The 19,154-nt window shown below is 47.2% G+C and carries 15 protein-coding genes and 2 pseudogenes; 5 read left to right on the top strand and 12 right to left on the bottom strand.

Going from position 1 to position 19,154, the window contains the following annotated elements; genetic code table 11:
- Positions 1-49 precede the first annotated feature (49 nt).
- Genes DXA18_RS05115 through DXA18_RS05060 form a run of 12 tightly spaced genes read right to left on the bottom strand, consistent with a single transcriptional unit; the run spans position 50 to position 12,547 of the window.
- Positions 50-1,804 (bottom strand): zinc ribbon domain-containing protein, encoded by a 1,755-nt coding sequence (locus DXA18_RS05115; RefSeq protein WP_118382978.1) that lies wholly within the window; start codon positions 1,802-1,804, stop codon positions 50-52.
- 15 nt (positions 1,805-1,819) lie between these two features.
- Positions 1,820-2,260 carry a DUF1934 domain-containing protein gene (locus tag DXA18_RS05110; protein ID WP_118382977.1) on the bottom strand — a complete coding sequence of 147 codons (441 nt, stop codon included), beginning with the start codon at positions 2,258-2,260 and terminating at the stop codon, positions 1,820-1,822.
- Between the two features lie 22 nt (positions 2,261-2,282).
- Entirely contained in the window at positions 2,283-3,104 is an 822-nt protein-coding gene (gene murI, locus DXA18_RS05105; RefSeq protein ID WP_118382976.1) for a glutamate racemase, read from the bottom strand.
- 8 nt (positions 3,105-3,112) lie between these two features.
- Positions 3,113-6,583 (bottom strand): DNA polymerase III subunit alpha, encoded by a 3,471-nt coding sequence (locus DXA18_RS05100; protein ID WP_118382975.1) that lies wholly within the window; start codon positions 6,581-6,583, stop codon positions 3,113-3,115.
- A gap of 36 nt (positions 6,584-6,619) precedes the next feature.
- Positions 6,620-7,453 carry a CvfB family protein gene (locus DXA18_RS05095; RefSeq protein ID WP_118382974.1) on the bottom strand — a complete coding sequence of 278 codons (834 nt, stop codon included), beginning with the start codon at positions 7,451-7,453 and terminating at the stop codon, positions 6,620-6,622.
- 3 nt (positions 7,454-7,456) lie between these two features.
- Entirely contained in the window at positions 7,457-8,167 is a 711-nt protein-coding gene (locus DXA18_RS05090) for an acyl-[acyl-carrier-protein] thioesterase (protein WP_118382973.1), read from the bottom strand.
- A gap of 1 nt (position 8,168) precedes the next feature.
- Positions 8,169-8,855 (bottom strand): stage II sporulation protein R, encoded by a 687-nt coding sequence (gene spoIIR / locus DXA18_RS05085; RefSeq protein ID WP_158567090.1) that lies wholly within the window; start codon positions 8,853-8,855, stop codon positions 8,169-8,171.
- Between the two features lie 48 nt (positions 8,856-8,903).
- Positions 8,904-9,593 carry a GntR family transcriptional regulator gene (locus tag DXA18_RS05080; RefSeq protein WP_118382971.1) on the bottom strand — a complete coding sequence of 230 codons (690 nt, stop codon included), beginning with the start codon at positions 9,591-9,593 and terminating at the stop codon, positions 8,904-8,906.
- On the bottom strand, positions 9,590-10,468 hold the full coding sequence (ispE, locus tag DXA18_RS05075; RefSeq protein ID WP_118382970.1) for a 4-(cytidine 5'-diphospho)-2-C-methyl-D-erythritol kinase: 879 nt from the start codon (positions 10,466-10,468) through the stop codon (positions 9,590-9,592). Before ispE ends, DXA18_RS05080 begins: the two co-directional genes overlap by 4 nt.
- 36 nt (positions 10,469-10,504) lie before the next feature.
- Complete coding sequence (locus DXA18_RS05070) at positions 10,505-10,750, bottom strand: LysM peptidoglycan-binding domain-containing protein (protein ID WP_147345573.1); 246 nt, start codon at positions 10,748-10,750, stop codon at positions 10,505-10,507.
- A complete protein-coding gene (locus DXA18_RS05065; protein ID WP_118382968.1) occupies positions 10,747-12,063 on the bottom strand; it encodes a DUF3794 domain-containing protein in 1,317 nt (438 codons plus the stop codon). The genes DXA18_RS05070 and DXA18_RS05065 overlap by 4 nt, the downstream gene beginning before the upstream one ends.
- A 49-nt stretch (positions 12,064-12,112) precedes the next feature.
- Positions 12,113-12,547, bottom strand: coding sequence for a protease complex subunit PrcB family protein (locus tag DXA18_RS05060; protein ID WP_147345572.1), 435 nt, complete (start codon positions 12,545-12,547; stop codon positions 12,113-12,115).
- 235 nt (positions 12,548-12,782) lie between these two features.
- On the opposite strand from DXA18_RS05060, the pseudogene malQ reads away from it, so the two are divergent.
- From malQ to DXA18_RS05035, 5 genes and pseudogenes are all read left to right on the top strand, one after another.
- Positions 12,783-14,290, top strand: a pseudogene (malQ, locus tag DXA18_RS05055) (4-alpha-glucanotransferase).
- Between the two features lie 11 nt (positions 14,291-14,301).
- Positions 14,302-15,036, top strand: a complete 735-nt coding sequence (locus DXA18_RS05050) for a lysophospholipid acyltransferase family protein (RefSeq protein ID WP_118382966.1) — start codon at positions 14,302-14,304, stop codon at positions 15,034-15,036.
- Positions 15,037-15,161: 125 nt separating this feature from the next.
- Positions 15,162-16,612: pseudogene (locus DXA18_RS17305) on the top strand (nicotinate phosphoribosyltransferase).
- Positions 16,613-16,633: 21 nt separating this feature from the next.
- Positions 16,634-17,698 carry a D-alanine--D-alanine ligase family protein gene (locus DXA18_RS05040; RefSeq protein WP_118382965.1) on the top strand — a complete coding sequence of 355 codons (1,065 nt, stop codon included), beginning with the start codon at positions 16,634-16,636 and terminating at the stop codon, positions 17,696-17,698.
- Between the two features lie 10 nt (positions 17,699-17,708).
- Positions 17,709-19,070, top strand: a complete 1,362-nt coding sequence (locus DXA18_RS05035; RefSeq protein ID WP_118382964.1) for a UDP-N-acetylmuramoyl-tripeptide--D-alanyl-D-alanine ligase — start codon at positions 17,709-17,711, stop codon at positions 19,068-19,070.
- Positions 19,071-19,154 lie beyond the last annotated feature (84 nt).

Below are 19,154 nucleotides of genomic sequence, written 5' to 3'. Positions count from 1 at the left end.
TAATGACATTTAAAAAGAGAAGGTTTTTGCGAACCTTCTCTTTTATATTTTAATTCAGATATGACTTATCCGTCACACTGGATCCCGGAAGCGGGAAACCATTGTCGAAATACTCATCATTTTCGCCCAGTTCTCTCTCAGATAACAGTTCCGTAGATACCTTACCATTATTTAATGTGATACGGCTGATCATCTCATATCCCATATGACCCTGAAGCTGCAGAATGGAATTGCCACTTCCTCCTTTCGCATCTTCATAGAACATGGTGTGTCCACCTGGTATCGTATCCAGATACACGGCAGCTCCGTTCTCGATTGTATAGATATAATACTGATAATCTGCCTCACAGGTTCCTTCCTGCAGCAGAAGTTCTTTTACACCGTCATTGTCAATATCATAGATATAATAATAATTGTATTCTCCATATGCGGCATTCACCTCATCCAGCAGTCCGCCATACAACGTATAGTAATCCGGCGCACTGTTCTGTGACGGCGTCTGCGCTGTAGATGAATCATCTTCCAACGTGTCATCAGATATGTACTGCGGCTGCATATCACCGTATTTAATCTCCAGCTTTACCTTGCCAAGAGCTGACACATCTCCGGTGTCAAAATATGCATAAGGATCTCCACCTTCATTTTCTCCGTGAATACGGAGTAATGTATGGTCTGCCTGATCCATAAAGCGGAACACCGGCATATTATCGCTTCGTATCCAATCTGCATCCTTAGGAAGTCCGATCTGTTCCAACAGATCTGCCATCTGATTTGCCACATCCGCTTCACCGGACCACTCTGAGCCTGCAATCGGATTCTCCTGTCCGGCCTGTACCTGGAATGTTCCATCCGTATAGGTAAGTACAAACGACTTGATCAGCGTTCCATTTGCATACATATAGACATCATTGACACAACTGCCACAGATATAGATCGTGTCGTCACTCTTCTTCAGGAAAATGCCATCATCCTCCTTGTCTCCATACCCAAGCACCGGAATAAGTCCTTCATAGGTTGCCTGAAGCTTCAGTTCCCCATCTTCCATCTCGTACATCTGCAGGTCAACTTCATTGCGCACAATGCTGTCATCATAGTCCTGAGAGAACTCCTTTGCATTATCCAGCGTCAATACCAGCAGTTCTTCCTCGCCGTCATTATCATAGTCTGCTATATACCAGTTCAGTACACCCTTCAGATCATGCAGTGATTCTACCCAGATCACACCAGCTGCATTCTTCTTATACTCACAGGTAAGATCATCCGAAGCATCGCAGCTGCCTTCCTCTTTCTTCAATGTCTTTTCCGGATATGTATAGATCTGGTAACGGGTCTCTACCGCCTTAATCTCACTTTTATCCACATATTTGACCGCTTTTTCCAGTACTTTCTGTGCCTCTTCCGGCTTATCCTGTATAATATACAGATCAGCAAGTCCCAGATACGGCTTACTCTTCTCCGGTTTCAGCTTGATCGCATCCAGATATTCCTTTTTTGCCTTGGAATAATCAAGATCCTTCATGCTTTTTTCAGCCTTAACAAGCTTACCTTCGTACTCTTTCTTATCGGACTGTTTTTTCACCACTACAATCGCCACAACAGCAATGATAAATAAAATCAGAATAATTAACACAATCCATGGCCATTTTTTCTTTTTCTTCTTCGGAGGATGCTTCACATCCGATGGCTTCTTTTCTTTTCCTGATGGTGGTATCACCGGAATCTCATCCTCCACCACCGATGTACCGCATTTGGGGCAGAACTTTCCGTCATCCGGAATCTGCTCCCCACATTTCGTACAAAACATAGCTTCACCTTCTTTCTATCCCACACTTCGGATATTCACCTTTAACTGACATTCCGATACTGCTTCTTCATTTACATCCAGTCCATAGGAAATCTCGACATCTATGTTCTCTTCTTCCACATGAACCTGAATATCTCTCGTATGGATACCTACCAGCACCTCACCGTATGGTGTCTGGTAATTCGTCATATTCATCTTGTCCTTCTCGAATACCATCCTGCTTCCGCTGCGACCGTTTTTTGTAACCTCAAACATGCTGTCACCGGTAATCTTTACCGTATTACGGATAGACCCCGGCATCCCCTCTACGATCTCATCATAAATCACATAATGTTTGCCATTCTTCAGATAATACGTAGCCGGAGTGATGACTTCGATCGGTTCTGCTTCTTCTCCATCGGCATTCCAGTCTCCATAATGCAGACCTGTAATACTGATCAGTACATCCTTTTTCATACCTGTTCACCTGATACTTTCTCTAATAGTCCTCGATATTAATCTGCCGGATCGTTCCCACATCATATGGTAATACGGAATTGGCAAATTGCTTGAATTTCTCTGCCGCATCACTGACATAGAACTCGTACTTGTTAAATTCGTTTACGCCGCGACTGATACCGCATTCTTCCAGAATCTTCTTCAGATCCATAGCTGTCTCATACGCCGGATTCACAATGTGTACCCGATCTCCCATATAACGCATGATTGCTGACCGCAATAACGGGTAATGGGTACATCCAAGAATCATGGTATCCACTTCCGAATCGCGGATCTCACGCAGATAAATATCAATTACTTCTTCGGTAACATGATGCTTGGCAAATCCTTCTTCCACTAATGGCACGAATAGCGGACATGCTTTACCGACTACTTCTGCCTCCGGATCCATTTCCTTAATAATTCTTGTGTACATATTACTGCGGATCGTGCCCTCTGTTCCGATTACACCGATCTTTTTATTTCTCGTCTCTTTGACCGCTGCCCGTGCTCCCGGCTCGATCACGCCAATGATCGGGGTATCGCATTCCTTCTGCACGGCTTCCAATGCCTGTGCTGTCGCCGTATTACATGCGATGACGATTGCTTTTACTTTTTTCGTCTGCAGGAAACGAATGATCTGCTTTGCAAAACGGATGATCGACTCCTTTGACTTACTTCCATAAGGCAGCCTTGCCGTATCTCCAAAATACACGATATTCTCATCCGGAAGCTGACGCATGATCTCCCTCGCTACCGTCAGTCCTCCGACGCCGGAATCAAAGACTCCGATCGGTGCTTTTCTTAATTCTTCTGTATTCACAGTACCCCCTACCTTTCAATAGACTTTTCCACAACTCTAATCCGGTCTTCTCCATAATAGTTCTTCAGCTTCACGATCAGTGCCGGTTCCGCGCACACATTACGTCCTGCCGAAAGCCGCTTGATCGCACGCTCTTTCTTACAGTAAATAACCACTGTATCATTGCCCTCACTCTCTCCAAGCATATCAAAGAGATGTGGTTCATCTTCCCCATATTCCAGCTTGTCTCCGTACTGGATCCACAACTCTCTCTTTGTCTGTTCAAACGGAATGATCGTCTCGCAGATCAATTTGCTCGGCGCATCATCTTCTTCAGACACACGACCTTTTACAAAAACCTTACTGTCCTCGTTCAGATAATTCTGATTGCGCTCATAGTCTCTCGGAAATACCACAACTTCTACCGTTCCCATTAGATCTTCGATGGTCAGGAACGCCATGGTCTTGTTATTCCTTGTATATTTGATCGTCTTATTGGTAATCATACCACCAACGATTTCCTTCGCTCCGTCACGAACCCTTGACCTTCCGGTCTCGTCATCAATCTGGAAGTCCAGCGTTGTTCTGGAAATGCTCTTTTTCCACTTCTCTTCGTAATCCTCTAACGGATGTCCGGTCAGATAAACTCCAAGTACTTCTTTCTCGAACGCAAGCTTATTCTCTTTCTCGTACTCTCCCACTTTCGGAAGCGGAATCTCGAATTCTTTCTTCTGCTCATCATCCACCAGATCAAACAGTGACATCTGCCCGGTCATGGAATATTTCCGCTCCTGATTGACCTGATCCATGATCTGAATGTAGATCATCATGAACTGCTTACGGGTGCCGCCCAGGCTGTCAAATACGCCCGCCTTGATAAAGTTCTCAATCGTACGCTTATTGACTTCCCTGCCACCCATGCGCTCGATAAAGTCCTTCAGGTGCTTAAACTCACCGCGCTCTTTCCGCTCTTCAATGATTGCCTGGATCACCGGTCGTCCCACGCTCTTAATTGCAGTCAGACCAAAACGGATATTGCCGTTCTCTACCGAAAATGTTCCCACACTTTTATTAATATCCGGCGGCAGGATCTGGATGCCCATCTGGCGGCAGCTATAGATATACTCAGCCACCTTACCGGAATTATCTATGACTGAAGTCAGCAGTGCTGCCATAAATTCTACCGGATAGTAGTATTTCAAATATGCAGTCTGATAAGATACCACTGCATACGCCGCTGCATGCGACTTGTTAAATGCGTACTTTGCAAAGTCGATCATCTCATCATAGATTTTATTCGCTGTTGCTTCATCGATACCATTCTTAATGCAGCCCGGTACGCCTTCTTCCTCATTGCCGTATACAAAGTTCTGACGCTCCCGCTGCATAACCTCGCCCTTTTTCTTGGACATAGCACGGCGCAGCAGATCGCTTCGTCCCAGTGTATAGCCCGCCAGATCACGCACGATCTGCATAACCTGTTCCTGGTAGACGATACATCCGTAAGTCGGTTCCAGGATCGATTCCAGCTGCGGACAATCGTAGATGATATCATCTCTGTTATTCTTACCTTTAATGTACTGCGGGATAAAGTCCATCGGTCCCGGACGATACAACGCGATACCCGCGATAATATCCTCCAGGCTGTAAGGCTTCAGTTCCTTCATGAAACTCTTCATGCCCGCACTTTCAAGCTGGAAGATACCGTCTGTCTTACCTGTTCCGATATAATCCAGTACCTTTTTATCATCATAATCGATCTGGTTCAGATCCAGTGCCTTTCCTGTATCCTTCCCGATCATCTCCACTGCATCACGGATCACCGTCAGGTTGCGGAGTCCCAGAAAGTCCATTTTCAGAAGTCCCAGTTCCTCCAGTGTCGTCATGGTAAACTGCGTTACCACTGCACCGTCTGATCCCAAAGACAACGGCACGTATTCATCCACCGACTTCTGACTGATCACGACGCCCGCCGCATGCATGGACGTATGTCTCGGAAGACCTTCCAGACGTTTGGACATATCCACAAGTTCCTGGACCTGCTCGTCTTCCTGATACAGCTTGCGGAACTCTCCATTGGCCGCAAGTGCCTTATCCAGTGTGATATTTAACTCCTGTGGCACCATTTTCGCAATACTGTCCACGAACGCATATGGAAGATCCATCACACGTCCCACATCACGGATCACGCCACGTGCTGCCAGCGTACCAAAGGTTACGATCTGCACCACACAGTCGGCACCGTATTTACGGCTGACATACTCGATCATCGCCTGTCTGCCCTCTGGTTCAAAGTCCACGTCAATATCAGGCATGGATACACGCTCCGGATTCAGGAACCGCTCAAAGAGCAGCTGATACCGGATCGGATCGATGGTCGTGATCCCCAGACAGTAAGAGACAAGACTTCCGGCAGCGGAGCCACGCCCCGGTCCTACCATGATGCCATGATCCTTTGCATATTTGATAAAATCCCACACGATCAGGAAATAATCCACATATCCCATGGTCTTAATAACCGATAATTCATAATCCAGCCTTGTCGTCAGTTCTTCTGACACCGGCTGATAGCGCTCCGCCAGTCCTTCATGGCAGAGCTTATTCAGGTACTCCCAGGATGTCCAGCCGTCCGGCACGTCATATTTCGGAAGCTTTGTCACACCGAATTCAATCTCCACCTGACAACGGTCTGCGATCTTCTGAGTATTTTCGAGTGCTTCCAGCGCATATGGAAACAGCGCCTTCATCTCTTCTTCGGACTTAATGTAATACTGTCCGCCCTCGTAACGCATACGGTCTTCGTCTGCCAGTTTCTTACCGGTCTGCAGACACAGCAGAATGTCGTGCGGCTTCACATCATCCGCATACGTATAATGCACGTCATTCGTTGCAACCAGCGGAATCCCTGTCTCCCTGCTCATGCGCAGCAAACCCTGATTCACCAGTTGCTGCTCCGCAATTCCATGATCCTGAAGCTCCAGAAAGAAATTCCCCTTTCCGAAAATGTGCTCGTATCTCAGTGCTGCTTCTTTACCCTCTTCGTAGAGTCCGCGCGCCACGTATCTCTGCACTTCTCCTGCCAGACACGCACTCAGCGCAATAATGCCCTCGTGAAACTCTTCCAGCACCTCCAGGTCTACTCTTGGCTTGTAATAATAGCCCTCGGTAAATCCCCGGGACACGATTTTCATCAGATTGTGATAGCCTGTGTCATTCTCTGCCAGCAGCACCAGGTGATAATAGCGATCTTCATTGCCCTGTCCCGGCTCTTTGCTGAATCTGGAGCCCGGTGCCACATAGACCTCGCTTCCAAGAACCGGATGAATCCCTGCTGCCTTCGCCGCACGGTAGAAATCAATCACTCCATACATCACACCATGGTCTGTGATCGCCACACTGTTCATGCCAAGTTCTTTTACTCGTGCTACACATTCTTTAATTTTATTGGAACCGTCCAGCAGACTGTACTCTGTATGGACATGTAAATGTGCAAATGCCATTCCATTTTCCTGCTTTCTTCTGTGTCGGCTTGTGCCTTATTTTGCCCGGATGCCATCCGGTGTAATCTCGATCTTACCTGCCTTCAGCAGTCTTCCTACTGCGCGCTTAAACGCATTTCTGCTGAGTCCGGTCTCACGCTTGATCGTCTCCGCATCTGCCTTATCCGTAAATGGATATCCACCTCCACGGCTGTTCATATCCTTCAGGATCTTCTCCGCATCGACATCCATCTGGATAAATGCTTTCTCACGGACACTGAGATCCAGCTTACCATCTGACTTCACACCTGCTACTCTCGCTTCTACACGCTCACCCACATGGAATTTACCATAGGCTTCACGCTTCGGGATCAGTGCGCAATACTGGTCATCTACTGCTACAAACCATCCGAAATTATCACTATGTTCGTAAATGATGCCCTGCACCTTGTCATCTTTCTTATAAGGAGAGTCCTTGCGCAGCATCTCATATACCTTCATAGTTGCACAGAGTCTGCCGGACTTGTCCACATAGAGTCCGACCAGACACTCCTCTCCCTTTTTCAGCTTTGCCGTCTGCTCGCGGAATGGGAGCAGCAAATCCTTCTCCAGTCCCCAGTCTAAGAACGCACCGATGCGTCCGGTATCTGCTACCGTAAGTGCTTTCACTTCACCTAATGTGATCTTCGGCTCTGCTGTCGTCGCGATCAGTCTGTCCTGTGAATCCTTATAGATAAATACTTCTATCGGATCACCGATCTCGATGCCTTCCGGCACCTGTTTGCCCGGAAGCAGCACCTTATCATCATCGGTTCCCAGATATACACCAAATTCTACTTTTTTTACTACCATTAAGGTAACTCGTTTTCCAAGATTCTGTTCTATCGTCATTCTTTATTCTCCTGTAAATTCTACTACGGCATAGATGTGTCCTTCCGGATCACACAGTTCTACTACCGTACGGTTATCTTCTTCTGCCACCCTCGGCAGGATACTGTCATTATACACTGCTGAGTGCTTATACTCCACACGAACCTGATGAACGTTCAGTTCTTTCTCTACAGCTTCCAGCGCCATCTGTACATACTGACAGTTATTCACATGTTCATTCGTATCAATGTGATACTTGCGCACTTTGAATGTCTCTCCGTCTGTCATCTTTTCCGGCAGACGAATCTTGCGTGGCTCATAATGCATCTCAAGCGGCGCTTCCATCCCATATGCATCAATCTCATCCTGTCCCGGCTTAACCGGGCGACCTTTTTGCTTATCCATAAATGTCCATACCGAATTGGCATAAGCCACAGCCTGACCAGACTCATCCACCATCTGGAAATTACGCTCTGCCAGAATTCCTTTGAAACTGGTGGCCCATGTGCTCACCTTTACCCGTTCTCCGATCTTTGGGTAACGCTCGACTACGACCTGCCAGTAAGACAGTACCCATGCCTTTCCTTCTGTCTGAAAACGTTCTACGCCATAACCGATGTCTTCTGACTGAAAGGTACTGCAATCCTGAAAATAATTGATAATTCCCGGCAGTGTGATCGTCCGGTGATGATCGATCTCGCTGTATCTGATCCTGCTGTCAAATGTATAATACACGTTATCTGTCTCCTTCGTATCCTCCGAAAAAGAACCATTTGATCCGAAAGTCGGATGTACAGGTTACCATCTCATAGGCATCCTCATCAACCAGTGTCCTGAGTTCCTGCATGTCCTTCTTATCCGCTTCCACATGCACCGCATCCGTAAAGCAGAGCCCCGGATACAGGCAACACCACCAGTTGTGACCTTCCCCGCTACCAATCCGTATGCGCAGTGCTTCGTATTCACCTTCCGGAAATGTAAGTGTTCCGTAGGTTTTCTCCGGAAATTCATCTCTCGTAAGCTCTGCCGTAACCGTATCTGAACTTCCTGCCCGTCGTACTGTCTCCTGTGCCAGCTCCTTAATCTCCGTAAGATGCTCCCCGATAAATACTTCCATTTCTTTCCTGTCTGCATCCTCCGGCCGGTTCTCATGCAGCCATGCCACAACTTCTTCCTTTACCTGCATCTTGATCTGCTGGTCTCGCAGACTGTCGCTGTCTGCCAGTACATGAAGTCTCAGAACCTGTCCCGCCAGGCTTTCTGTGGCGGCTTCTGTCCTCGCTTCCACCAGCATACCGCGCTGCCACACAAGCCATGCAGTCAGCATCATAGCCATGAAAACTGCAAAGATCAGACAACCGCTCTGCATGATTCTTTCTCGCTCTTTCTGTTGTTTTCTATAATTGTTATAATAGTGTTCCATTATGTACACACTCCCTTCTGTTAGGAGTATATACATATTGTTCCGTCTTTAATCGCGCCCGCTCTTTTTATTGCGGATAAATTCTGCAATCGCCTTTTCCTGATTATCAATGTGCCTGCAAATAATGTCCTTTGCCTGTGCCTTGTCATGTTTTATTACTGCCTGGATCAGGAACTCATGCTCTTCAAGGAGCTGCTCGTACACTTCGTTATTCTTCAGATATTCTACCCGGTAACGGTACATCTGCTCCCGCAGATTATTCAGAATCTGGATCAGTTTCTGATTATCTGTCGCCATATTAATCGCATCATGAAATGCCACATCTGCCTCTGCAATTCTTGTTACATCATCTCCGCTCAGACTCTCTTTAAATACCTGTGCCGCCTGTTTCATCTCCTCAATCTGCGCCTGTGTAGCATGTTCACATGCAAGCTTCACAGACAGTTCTTCCAGTGCCTCTCTCACTTCCAGCACATCCCGCAGATTCTGTTCTGTAATCTCTGCCACCTCAGCTCCCCTTCTCGGGATCATCAGCACCAGACCTTCCAGCTCAAGCTTACGGATTGCCTCCCGGATCGGTGTCCGGCTGACTCCAAGCTTATTCGCAAGCTGGATCTCCATCAGCCTCTCGCCGGGCTTCAGTTCGCCTCTTAAAATCGCCTGCCGCAGTGTATTAAACACTACGTCGCGAAGTGGCAGATATTCGTTCATAGTCACTTCAAAATTGGGTTCTTTCATGGCTTCCTCCTTACATTGTGAACATTGGTCACATACACCTGTCTTGCCAGACCTCTGCTCTTTATCTTGCGGGCACCTTCCTTAGCTGCACCTCTTGTCTTATAAATGCCAAATACCGTCGGACCACTGCCGCTCATCATAGCTCCGAGTGCTCCCGTCTCCAGCATCATTTCCTTAATCTCTCCGATCACCGGATACTCCGGTATCATAACCTGCTCCAGTACATTACCCATACCTGCTGCCACTTCTCTGATATCGCTCTGCTCCAGTCCGCGGATCACACGTTCGAGATCCGGATGATCGACATGCTCCAGCGCATCATATCTGGCATATACTTTTTCTGTGGACGCAGACAGCGGTGGCTTTGCAATCAGGATATAGCATCTCGGGCATGGCGGAAGTGGTGTCAGCACTTCTCCGATCCCCTCTGCCAGTACGCTTCCACGCATAATGCAGTATGGCACATCAGCTCCCAGCTTCACGCCCCGCTCCTTTAACGCTTCTTCCGACAGGCGTAAGTGATACATCCGATTCATACCAAAGAGCACCGCTGCCGCATCAGCACTTCCGCCGGCCATACCTGCTGCCACCGGAATATGCTTCTCCAGCGTAATGCGGATACCTCCTTTGATATGAAATTCTTCCTTTAAAATTGCTGCTGCCTTATATGCAATGTTATTCTCATTATTCGGAAGATAAGCCAGATTACTCCGAATCTGAATCTCATCCCCCTCCGTCTTTTCCAAGAGCACCCGATCATAGAGATACACGGTCTGCATCACCATCCGCACCTCGTGATATCCATTCTCCATCTGTCCCAGAATATCAAGACCGAGATTTAGCTTTCCCAGTGCTTTCAACTCTAATTTATCCATTGTATTCTCCTTGTATCTTGTATACAAAATTCCTTCCTACAGTATACCCAGATTTTCCTTGAAAATCAATATTTTTTCGCCTGTTTTCGGCTCTCCCTCGCCAATTTCATTTACCTCTCGGATACGCTTCTCCGTCGTATGATATTTTCTGGCAAGATCCCACAATTTATCCCCATTTTTCATTACATAACCAACAATCCCCGGCGCCTCCGAAAGTGCTTTTTTATCCAACGGTTCTGTGTGGATCTCACAGATGTTCGACACCATTTCTCTGCGTTTCAAAAAAATCTGAAACTCCAGCACGGCTTGATCTCAGCCTCACCATTTCCCAGCAGACTGACCACCGGCTGTCCGCAAGTGCTCTGGAGCTCATATTCCATTCCCGCCTCTGCACTTCTGCATTCTGCCACATAGGTAAATGGCACCATACCCTGCCAGATTTCAAATGGCTCTGCATCATCTGCCCGAATGTACAGGAAACCGATCTGCAAAATCCCTTCGCACATAATCCCATCTGCCACGATCTCCGTGTGCTCGATTCTGACTTTTCCGGATGTATGACAGATCTGCAGCACCTGGTCATCAAGCTCCGGGACCTGGATCTGTTCTGTCATTGAATACTCACATGCTTTCTGCATCACAAGCTCTGACAGTTCTATCTCTTCTTTTTCCAGTGTGACCTGCTCTTTTAACGAATACATATCTTCCAGCACATCCGCCTGTTCCTCGCCATACACAACCGCACATACTTCCATGACTGCTTCTATTTCAAAGATCCGCAGTTCTCCATCCTCATCCAGTTTCACATCCACCATCGCATCCACGATTTTTGGCTCTGCCTGATAATACATTGTCTCATCCACACCATAACAGTCGATTTTTCCTTCATAAGGCACCGCCTGTTCTGTCCAGCCAAGCTTTCCCTCCGTCGATTCATACAGTACAAAGATTGACAGTTCTCCACGCATCTGCAATGCATCGGATATCAGTCGAATCTCAGTCCGTTTCTGTGTAATATCGGTAAACAGCACCTTTCCCACAGGATCCGATTGTTTCGGAAGAGCACACTTTTCTTTAATCCGGAATGATTCACGGCAGCTCTTATGAAGCGTCAGGATTTCTACATTCTTCCAGCGTCTGCACAACCCTTCCTCTTCTTCTACATCCAGCGTCAGATACTGTTCTTCCTCTCCCTGGGAAATAATCTCAAGTTCTGCCATAGCACGAAGCCTGAGTTTTCTTGCGTGTACGATCGTTACTGTTAATTCTACACTGCTCTCTTTCATCCACAGCATTCCGAGCACTTCTTCCTCTGCATACACCATTTCCTCAAATGGGAGTTTTCCCTGGAGCACACTGATGCCACCATCATCTCCACCGGCAAGATAAAGAATCTGGTATTGAATGCGCCCGGACACCCGCACATAACTGCCGGACTGTTTCATATCTTCCACCCGGAGCATCCCCTGACTGTACACGATTCGTCCCACGTCACCTTTGTCATCCGGCACATTTACATCACCGTCCACATAAAACTGGTCCGACATCTTCCTCCCTGTTACACTTTTTCTGACTGCTTTTTTTAGCTGTTCCATCCGAATCCTCCTGTTTTGCTATTCTGCTTATTATATTTTTCCTATATTTCTACTTTGTTATGACATGTTTGGGATTATAATCCGTCTGAATCACCAGATATGGGCAAGTCGTTCCTTGTTCTGTATCGGTATCCGGTTCCGGCCCCAGAAGCGTGGTTGCAAACACCAGTACATTACTGCTCTCGTAAAATGCATCCACCTGAATCTGATAACCTGCCGTATCCTGCTTCCCATACCCCCGTGCAATATAAAGCCTGCCTTCATTTGCCCAGGTATATAGAAATGACTCCTGCTCCTGATCTGCAATCGCCTGCCGCATTTCTTCCGGCACATCATATTCATCTACAACAGTATATGGCAGATCTCTTACTTTTCGGATATCTATACGTATTACGCTGCATCCGCACAACAGTGCTGCACAGATTGCACCCACAAAGAATATTTTCCTTATATTTTTATATGTTCGTCCTTTTCCCTCCCTCATTACACAATCCCCCAGACCTGCTCTCGGCTGTTCAAGAATGCCTCCCAGCTGATATACATATCTACGCGGAATCACTAGGAAAAATGCGTAATTTATGATAAAATAATATGATACCAGAGTCCAAAAGTCTAAATCCACATGAGCTTGCTCATAAGTGGATGAAAAACCTTGGGACAATCTGCAGGCATCATCAGAATTTTATCATTCTATAACAAACTAAGGAGACAAGTAACACATGAATGGAACATCTTTGCCGCGTACATCCGGCATTCTATTACATCCCACTTCACTTCCTTCCCCGTATGGGATCGGTGATCTGGGCCGCAGTGCTTATGAATTCATAGATTTTCTGCACAGGCAGGTCAGCATCTCTGGCAGGTGCTTCCTCTGACACACACAGGATTCGGAGATTCCCCATATCAGAGTTTCTCCGCTTTTGCAGGACAGCCTCTGTTGATCAGTCCGGCTTATTTGCAGGAACTTCAACTGGTCAGCCAGGATGACCTGAATTCCTGTCCACAAGGCGATCCGACACAGGTAGATTACGGTGCAGTGATCCCTTGGAAAAATGGTCTTCTCCGCAAGGCCTTTCAGTCTTTTCAGGAGGGACGTGCTTCTCACCTGAACTGGGATTTTGAGAATTTCTGCCGGGAGCAGGATGCATGGCTCTCAGATTATTCGTTATTTATGGCCATGAAAGATTGTCACGAGGGACGCTGCTGGCTGGACTGGCCAGAGGACTGCCGGAGACCGGATCCAGACAAAAAGGCAGCCCTCAGAGCAGAACTTACGAATGAATCACGTTTCTATGCATTCGTCCAGTTCCTGTTCTTTCGTGAATGGATGGATCTGAAACGTTATGCTAATGAAAAGGGCGTACGTATCATCGGAGACATTCCGATCTTTGTATCCATGGACAGTGCCGATGTGTGGGGCAACCAGCATCTGTTCCAGCTAGACACCAAGGGGTTCCCAACTGCAGTTGCAGGAGTACCGCCGGACTATTTCTCTGCTACCGGCCAGCTCTGGGGCAATCCACTTTACGACTGGGATGCTCATGACTGCGAAGGCTACCAGTGGTGGATCTCTCGTGTAAAGAATCAATTACAGATCCTGGACATTCTCCGGATCGATCATTTCCGGGGATTTGAAGCATACTGGGCCGTCCCATATGGTGAGCCGACTGCAGTAAACGGTCAATGGCAGAAAGGTCCGGAAGGAAAATTATTCTCAGCTATCCAGAATGCACTGGGGGAGAGTCTTCCGATCATCGCAGAGGATCTCGGTGTGATCACACCTGAAGTAGAAGCACTCCGTGACAGCTTCGCATTTCCGGGCATGAAAGTGCTGCAGTTTGCCTTTGAAGACACAGGAGAAAGCAGTTTCCTGCCACATCAGTTCACGACTCCGAACTGTGTCTGCTACACCGGAACTCACGATAATGACACCACACTCGGATGGTATGAGACGCTCCGCGATGACTGCAAGCACAAGCTCCGCCGTTATCTGCACGCAGTCGACACCGATACCATCAGCCTCCAGCTGATCCGTCTGTGTCTGTCAAGCACCGCTGCCTATGCGATCTTTCCATTGCAGGATGTACTGGACATCGGCAAAGAAGGACGCATGAACATGCCTGGCCGTGCTGCCGGTAACTGGAGCTGGCGTTTTCGTTCCGGCCTCCTCACCGAAGATCTGGCCAGAGAACTGCGCGATATGTCACAGCTCTACGGCAGATATTAAGGAGGATAGTTATGATTCGATTTATATTTGTTGCATTATTTTTGTTTTTATATCTGATCCTGGGCATCCCGGTCTATCTGATCCTGCGTCTCATATGTAAGATCAACAAAAAAGCCGGGGACTATGCTTCCCTGCGATTGGTGCAGTGGGCATTCCGCGTAATCCTGAAGATCAGCGGCACCGAGATCACTGTACTCGGAGAGGAAAATGTACCTGACGAAGCGGTTCTCTTTGTAGGTAATCACAGAAGCTACTTTGACATTCTGCTGACCTATTCTCGCTGCAAGCATCTGACCGGATACGTAGCAAAAAAAGAGATGTTAAAGTATCCTCTGCTCCGCGACTGGATGAAGGCACTCTACTGCCTGTTTCTAGACCGCGACAATGTACGTGAAGGGCTGAAGACGATTCTGCAGGCTATCGACTATGTCAAAGAAGGCATATCCATCTGCATTTTCCCAGAGGGAACCCGGAATACAGGCGACGAATTAAGTCTGCTGCCATTCAAAGGCGGTGCGCTGAAGATTGCCGAGAAATCCGGCTGTGCCATTATTCCGCTTTCCCTGAATAATACCATCGAAATCTTTGAAGCACATCTCCCGCGGATCAAGAAGACACACGTAATCATTGAATACGGCGCTCCAATCTATCCAAAAGATCTGGATCGGGAGACACGCAAACATCTGGATACCTATGTGAGTGATATTATCCGGGAGACAATTCGCAAAAATGCCGCCCTGGTGTAAAGCAATCTTTTAATTTGCGATTCAGGATGATATAATAAGGTATTAAGATGTACAGTGCGGAGCAATTCGTCGGCATCTGTTTAGATTTAAATGAAACAAAAAATGTATAAAGGAGTTAAATCAAGATGAATCAAAGAGATTTAACCTTGCTGACTGATTTTTATGAATTAACCATGATGCAGGGCTATTATGAAAAGGGCCAGAATGAGATCGTTATTTTTGATGTATTTTATCGTCAGAATCCCTGCAATGGAGGTTACGCAATCTGCGCCGGACTGGAACAGGTCATTGAATACGTAAAAGGACTGAATTTCACATATGAGGATGTTGACTATCTCAGAAGCCTCGGCATCTTTGACGAGGAATTTCTGCACTACTTAAGTGGATTCCACTTCAGTGGTGACATCTATGCGATCCCGGAAGGAAGCGTCATTTTCCCAAAGGAACCACTACTTAAAGTTGTCGCTCCGATCATGGAAGCTCAGCTTGTAGAGACTGCGATCCTGAATATTATCAATCACCAGTCTCTAATCGCCACCAAGGCTTCCCGCGTTGTATTTGCAGCAGCCGGCGATGGAATTATGGAATTTGGCTGCGCCGTGCTCAGGGACCGGATGCAGGTCTTTACGGTGCAAGAGCAGCTGTGATCGGCGGATGTGTAGGTACTTCCAATGTACTTGCAGGTAAGCTTTTTGATGTACCGGTGCTCGGAACCCACGCACACAGCTGGATCATGAGCTTCCCGGATGAATACACTGCATTTAAGGCTTACGCTGATCTCTATCCGGATAACTGCACTCTGCTCGTTGATACGTATGACACTCTGAAATCCGGTGTGCCGAACGCAATCCGCGTATTTCAGGAAATGCGTGACGCAGGTGTGAAGCTGACCCGCTACGGCATCCGTCTGGACAGCGGTGACCTGGCTTACCTGTCTAAAAAAGCACGTAAGATGCTGGATGAAGCCGGATTCGAAGATGCTACGATTGCAGCATCCAATGACCTGGATGAATATCTGCTTCATGACCTGAAGATCCAGGGCGCAGCAATCACTTCCTGGGGTGTAGGTACCAACCTGATCACCTCCAAGGATTGTCCTTCATTCGGAGGCGTATATAAACTTGCTGCTATCAAGACAGAGGATGGCGAATTCGTACCGAAGATTAAGCTGTCTGAGAATACAGAAAAGATTACCAATCCTGGTAACAAGACCATTTACCGAATCTATGATAAGGCAACCGGTAAGATCCGTGCTGATCTGATCTGCTTTGTAGGCGAAGCATTTAACCCGGATGAAGATCTTGTGATCTTCGATCCACTGGAGACATGGAAAAAAACCAAGCTCAAAGGCGGCTCTTACAGCATGCGAGAACTGATGGTGCCAGTCTTCCACAACGGCGAGTGCATTTACCAGTCACCATCTGTAAAAGAGATCGCAGCATACTGTACCCAGGAAAAAGCAACTCTGTGGGATGAGACCAAGCGTCTGTTCTATCCACACCGTGTATACGTAGACTTATCTGATAAGCTGTACGCAGTAAAGAAAGAGCTGCTGAATCAGCTTGGAAGAGAATAATTATAAGGGAGTATTAATATTATGAAGATTATTGTATTAGCAGGAGGCTACAGCAACGAACGCGACGTCTCCCTGAATTCCGGTGCCAGTGTCTGCAAGGCACTGCGTGAACGTGGACACCAGGCTTATCTGCTGGACGCATTCATGGGACTTGACTGGGATTCCGACAAATTAGAAGAAGTATTTAACCAGGAAGACGGCGGTCTTGGCATCGCTGCCGATATCCAGATCAAAGAGCCGGATCTGGATGCTCTGTGGGCATCCCGCCCGGGTGATTCTTTAAGTTATCTGGGACCGAATGTATTAGAGCTCTGCTCCATGGCAGATATTACATTTATGGCTCTGCATGGAAGTCTGGGAGAAAATGGCAAACTGCAGGCTGCCTTTGATATCCTCGGCATCCGTTACACCGGACCGAATTCTCTTGGATGTGCCCTGTCTATGGATAAGGGTGTTACCAAAGAAATCTTTCAGGCACAGGGCGTTCCAACACCAGCCGGTACACATCTGTTCCGCAAGGACAAAGACTGCACGCTGGATGAACTGGGATTCCATCTTCCGGTAGTTGTAAAACCTTGTTCCGGCGGATCCAGCATCGGCGTACACATCGTACATACAGATGCGGAATATCGTGATGCCATCGAAACATCATTTAAAAAAGAAGACGAAGTAGTCATCGAGCCATTTATCGACGGACGTGAGTACGCCTGCGGTATCGTAGACGGCAAAGCTCTTCCGTTGGTTGAGATCATTCCAAAGGACGGCGTATTTGACTACGTAAATAAATATCAGATTGGGGGAGCAAGCGAGATCTGTCCTGCACAGTCACTGAATGCTGAGCAGACTGCACAGATTCAGGCTGCCGGCGAAAAAGCATTCGAGGCACTGCGTTTGGATGTATATTCCCGTGCAGACTTTATCGTAGATAACCACACCGGAGAATTCTACTGTCTGGAAGTCAACTCTCTTCCTGGTATGACAGGCGCAAGTCTTCTCCCGAAAGCTGCAAAAGCTGCCGGATACGAATACGGAGAATTCTGCGAACTGATCATCCGCAAATCATTAGAAACCAGATACCAGAATTAGGAGCAAACACATGAAGAATCTTACTTTAAGAAACATCACCCGCGCCTGCCAGGGTACCTATCACGGTGACGAAAGTCTCTTAGACCGGGAAGTTGCCGGCGTTACCATTGACAGCCGCAAGGTAGAAAAGGACTTTCTCTTTGTAGCAATCAACGGAGAACGTTTTAATGCACACCAATTCATCCCGGATACGATCGAGAAGGGCGCACTTTGTGTTGTAGCCCACGAAGATCTGGGTGATACCGATTATCCCTACATACTGGTAGAGGCTACCGGTCAGGCCCTGCTTGACATCGCTAAACTCTACCGTGACTCCTTCGACGTAAAAGTCGTAGGTATCACCGGAAGCGTCGGCAAGACCAGTACCAAGGAAATGATCGCATCCGTACTGGCTCAAAAATACAACGTTCACAAAACACAGGGAAACTTCAATAATGAATGTGGGCTTCCACTGACTATTTTTGAAATGAACGAAGAACATCAGGTATCCGTGCTGGAAATGGGTATCAATCACTTTGGAGAAATGCGCAAGCTTTCCACTGTTGCAAGCCCTGATATCTGCGTAATCACTAATATCGGCGTAGCTCATCTGGAATTCCTGAAAACACGCGAAGGTATCATGCAGGAAAAGACACAGATGTTCCAGGATATGAAGCCGGGTGGTTCCGTTGTATTGAATGGAGACGATCCGCTCCTTTCTACCATTGGACCAGTAAAAGGGTCTGACCCAATCTTCTACGGACTGGATCAGGATAAGAACGTGATATACGCTACAGATATAGAACCATTAGGACTGAAAGGAACTTTCTGCACCATTCATCTGCCGGAAGGAAGCTTCTCCTGCGTTGTACCAATTCCTGGTATCCATATGGTATCCAACGCACTGGCAGGATCCGCAGTCGGTTCCAAACTCGGACTTTCTACCGAAGAGATTAAACGCGGCATCGAATCTCTGCCATCCATTCCGGGACGCAACCATATCATCCAGACCGATCGTCTGATCCTGCTGGACGACTGCTACAATGCCAACCCTGTATCTATGAAGGCATCCCTGGATGTACTGAATATGGGTATCGGACGCAAGGTCGCTGTACTCGGCGATATGGGCGAGCTGGGACCGGATTACGCAGCACTTCATCGTTCTGTCGGTGAATATGCAGCAGAGATTGGTATCGATCTGGTATGTGCCATCGGTCCGATGTCAAAAGAGATTGCCGAAGGTGCTGCTTCAGATGGCACAAAGGCACTCTGGTTTGAGACAAAAGCAGACTTCCTTGCACAGACAAAAGATATTCTGAAAGATGGAGATAATGTGCTAATCAAGGCATCTCACGGAATGGAATTCCCGGAGATTGTAGAAGCATTGAGATGATTTTTAAATATGCCGATGAATATTTTCACAATGTCTGTATATACTTGATTTTAGCTTTCGCATATGTTATACTAGCGTCAGCTA

Source organism: Dorea sp. AM58-8, assembly GCF_003464045.1.
Classification (GTDB): Bacteria; Bacillota; Clostridia; order Lachnospirales; family Lachnospiraceae; genus Claveliimonas; species Claveliimonas ammoniilytica.
Note: the sequence above shows the minus strand (reverse complement) of the source record. Positions and strands in the feature narration are given on the sequence as shown.

What these genes read in the sequence shown, in the direction of transcription:
- spoIIR (WP_158567090.1), bottom strand. Translation starts at nt 8,855, where the DNA reads ATGGAACACTATTATAACAATTATAGAAAACAACAGAAAGAGCGAGAA.
- DXA18_RS05060 (WP_147345572.1), bottom strand. Translation starts at nt 12,547, where the DNA reads ATGAGGGAGGGAAAAGGACGAACATATAAAAATATAAGGAAAATATTC.
- DXA18_RS05095 (WP_118382974.1), bottom strand. Translation starts at nt 7,453, where the DNA reads ATGACGATAGAACAGAATCTTGGAAAACGAGTTACCTTAATGGTAGTA.
- DXA18_RS05050 (WP_118382966.1), top strand. Translation starts at nt 14,302, where the DNA reads ATGATTCGATTTATATTTGTTGCATTATTTTTGTTTTTATATCTGATC.
- DXA18_RS05065 (WP_118382968.1), bottom strand. Translation starts at nt 12,063, where the DNA reads ATGGAACAGCTAAAAAAAGCAGTCAGAAAAAGTGTAACAGGGAGGAAG.
- DXA18_RS05110 (WP_118382977.1), bottom strand. Translation starts at nt 2,260, where the DNA reads ATGAAAAAGGATGTACTGATCAGTATTACAGGTCTGCATTATGGAGAC.
- DXA18_RS05040 (WP_118382965.1), top strand. Translation starts at nt 16,634, where the DNA reads ATGAAGATTATTGTATTAGCAGGAGGCTACAGCAACGAACGCGACGTC.
- DXA18_RS05080 (WP_118382971.1), bottom strand. Translation starts at nt 9,593, where the DNA reads ATGAAAGAACCCAATTTTGAAGTGACTATGAACGAATATCTGCCACTT.
- DXA18_RS05115 (WP_118382978.1), bottom strand. Translation starts at nt 1,804, where the DNA reads ATGTTTTGTACGAAATGTGGGGAGCAGATTCCGGATGACGGAAAGTTC.
- ispE (WP_118382970.1), bottom strand. Translation starts at nt 10,468, where the DNA reads ATGGATAAATTAGAGTTGAAAGCACTGGGAAAGCTAAATCTCGGTCTT.
- DXA18_RS05100 (WP_118382975.1), bottom strand. Translation starts at nt 6,583, where the DNA reads ATGGCATTTGCACATTTACATGTCCATACAGAGTACAGTCTGCTGGAC.
- DXA18_RS05035 (WP_118382964.1), top strand. Translation starts at nt 17,709, where the DNA reads ATGAAGAATCTTACTTTAAGAAACATCACCCGCGCCTGCCAGGGTACC.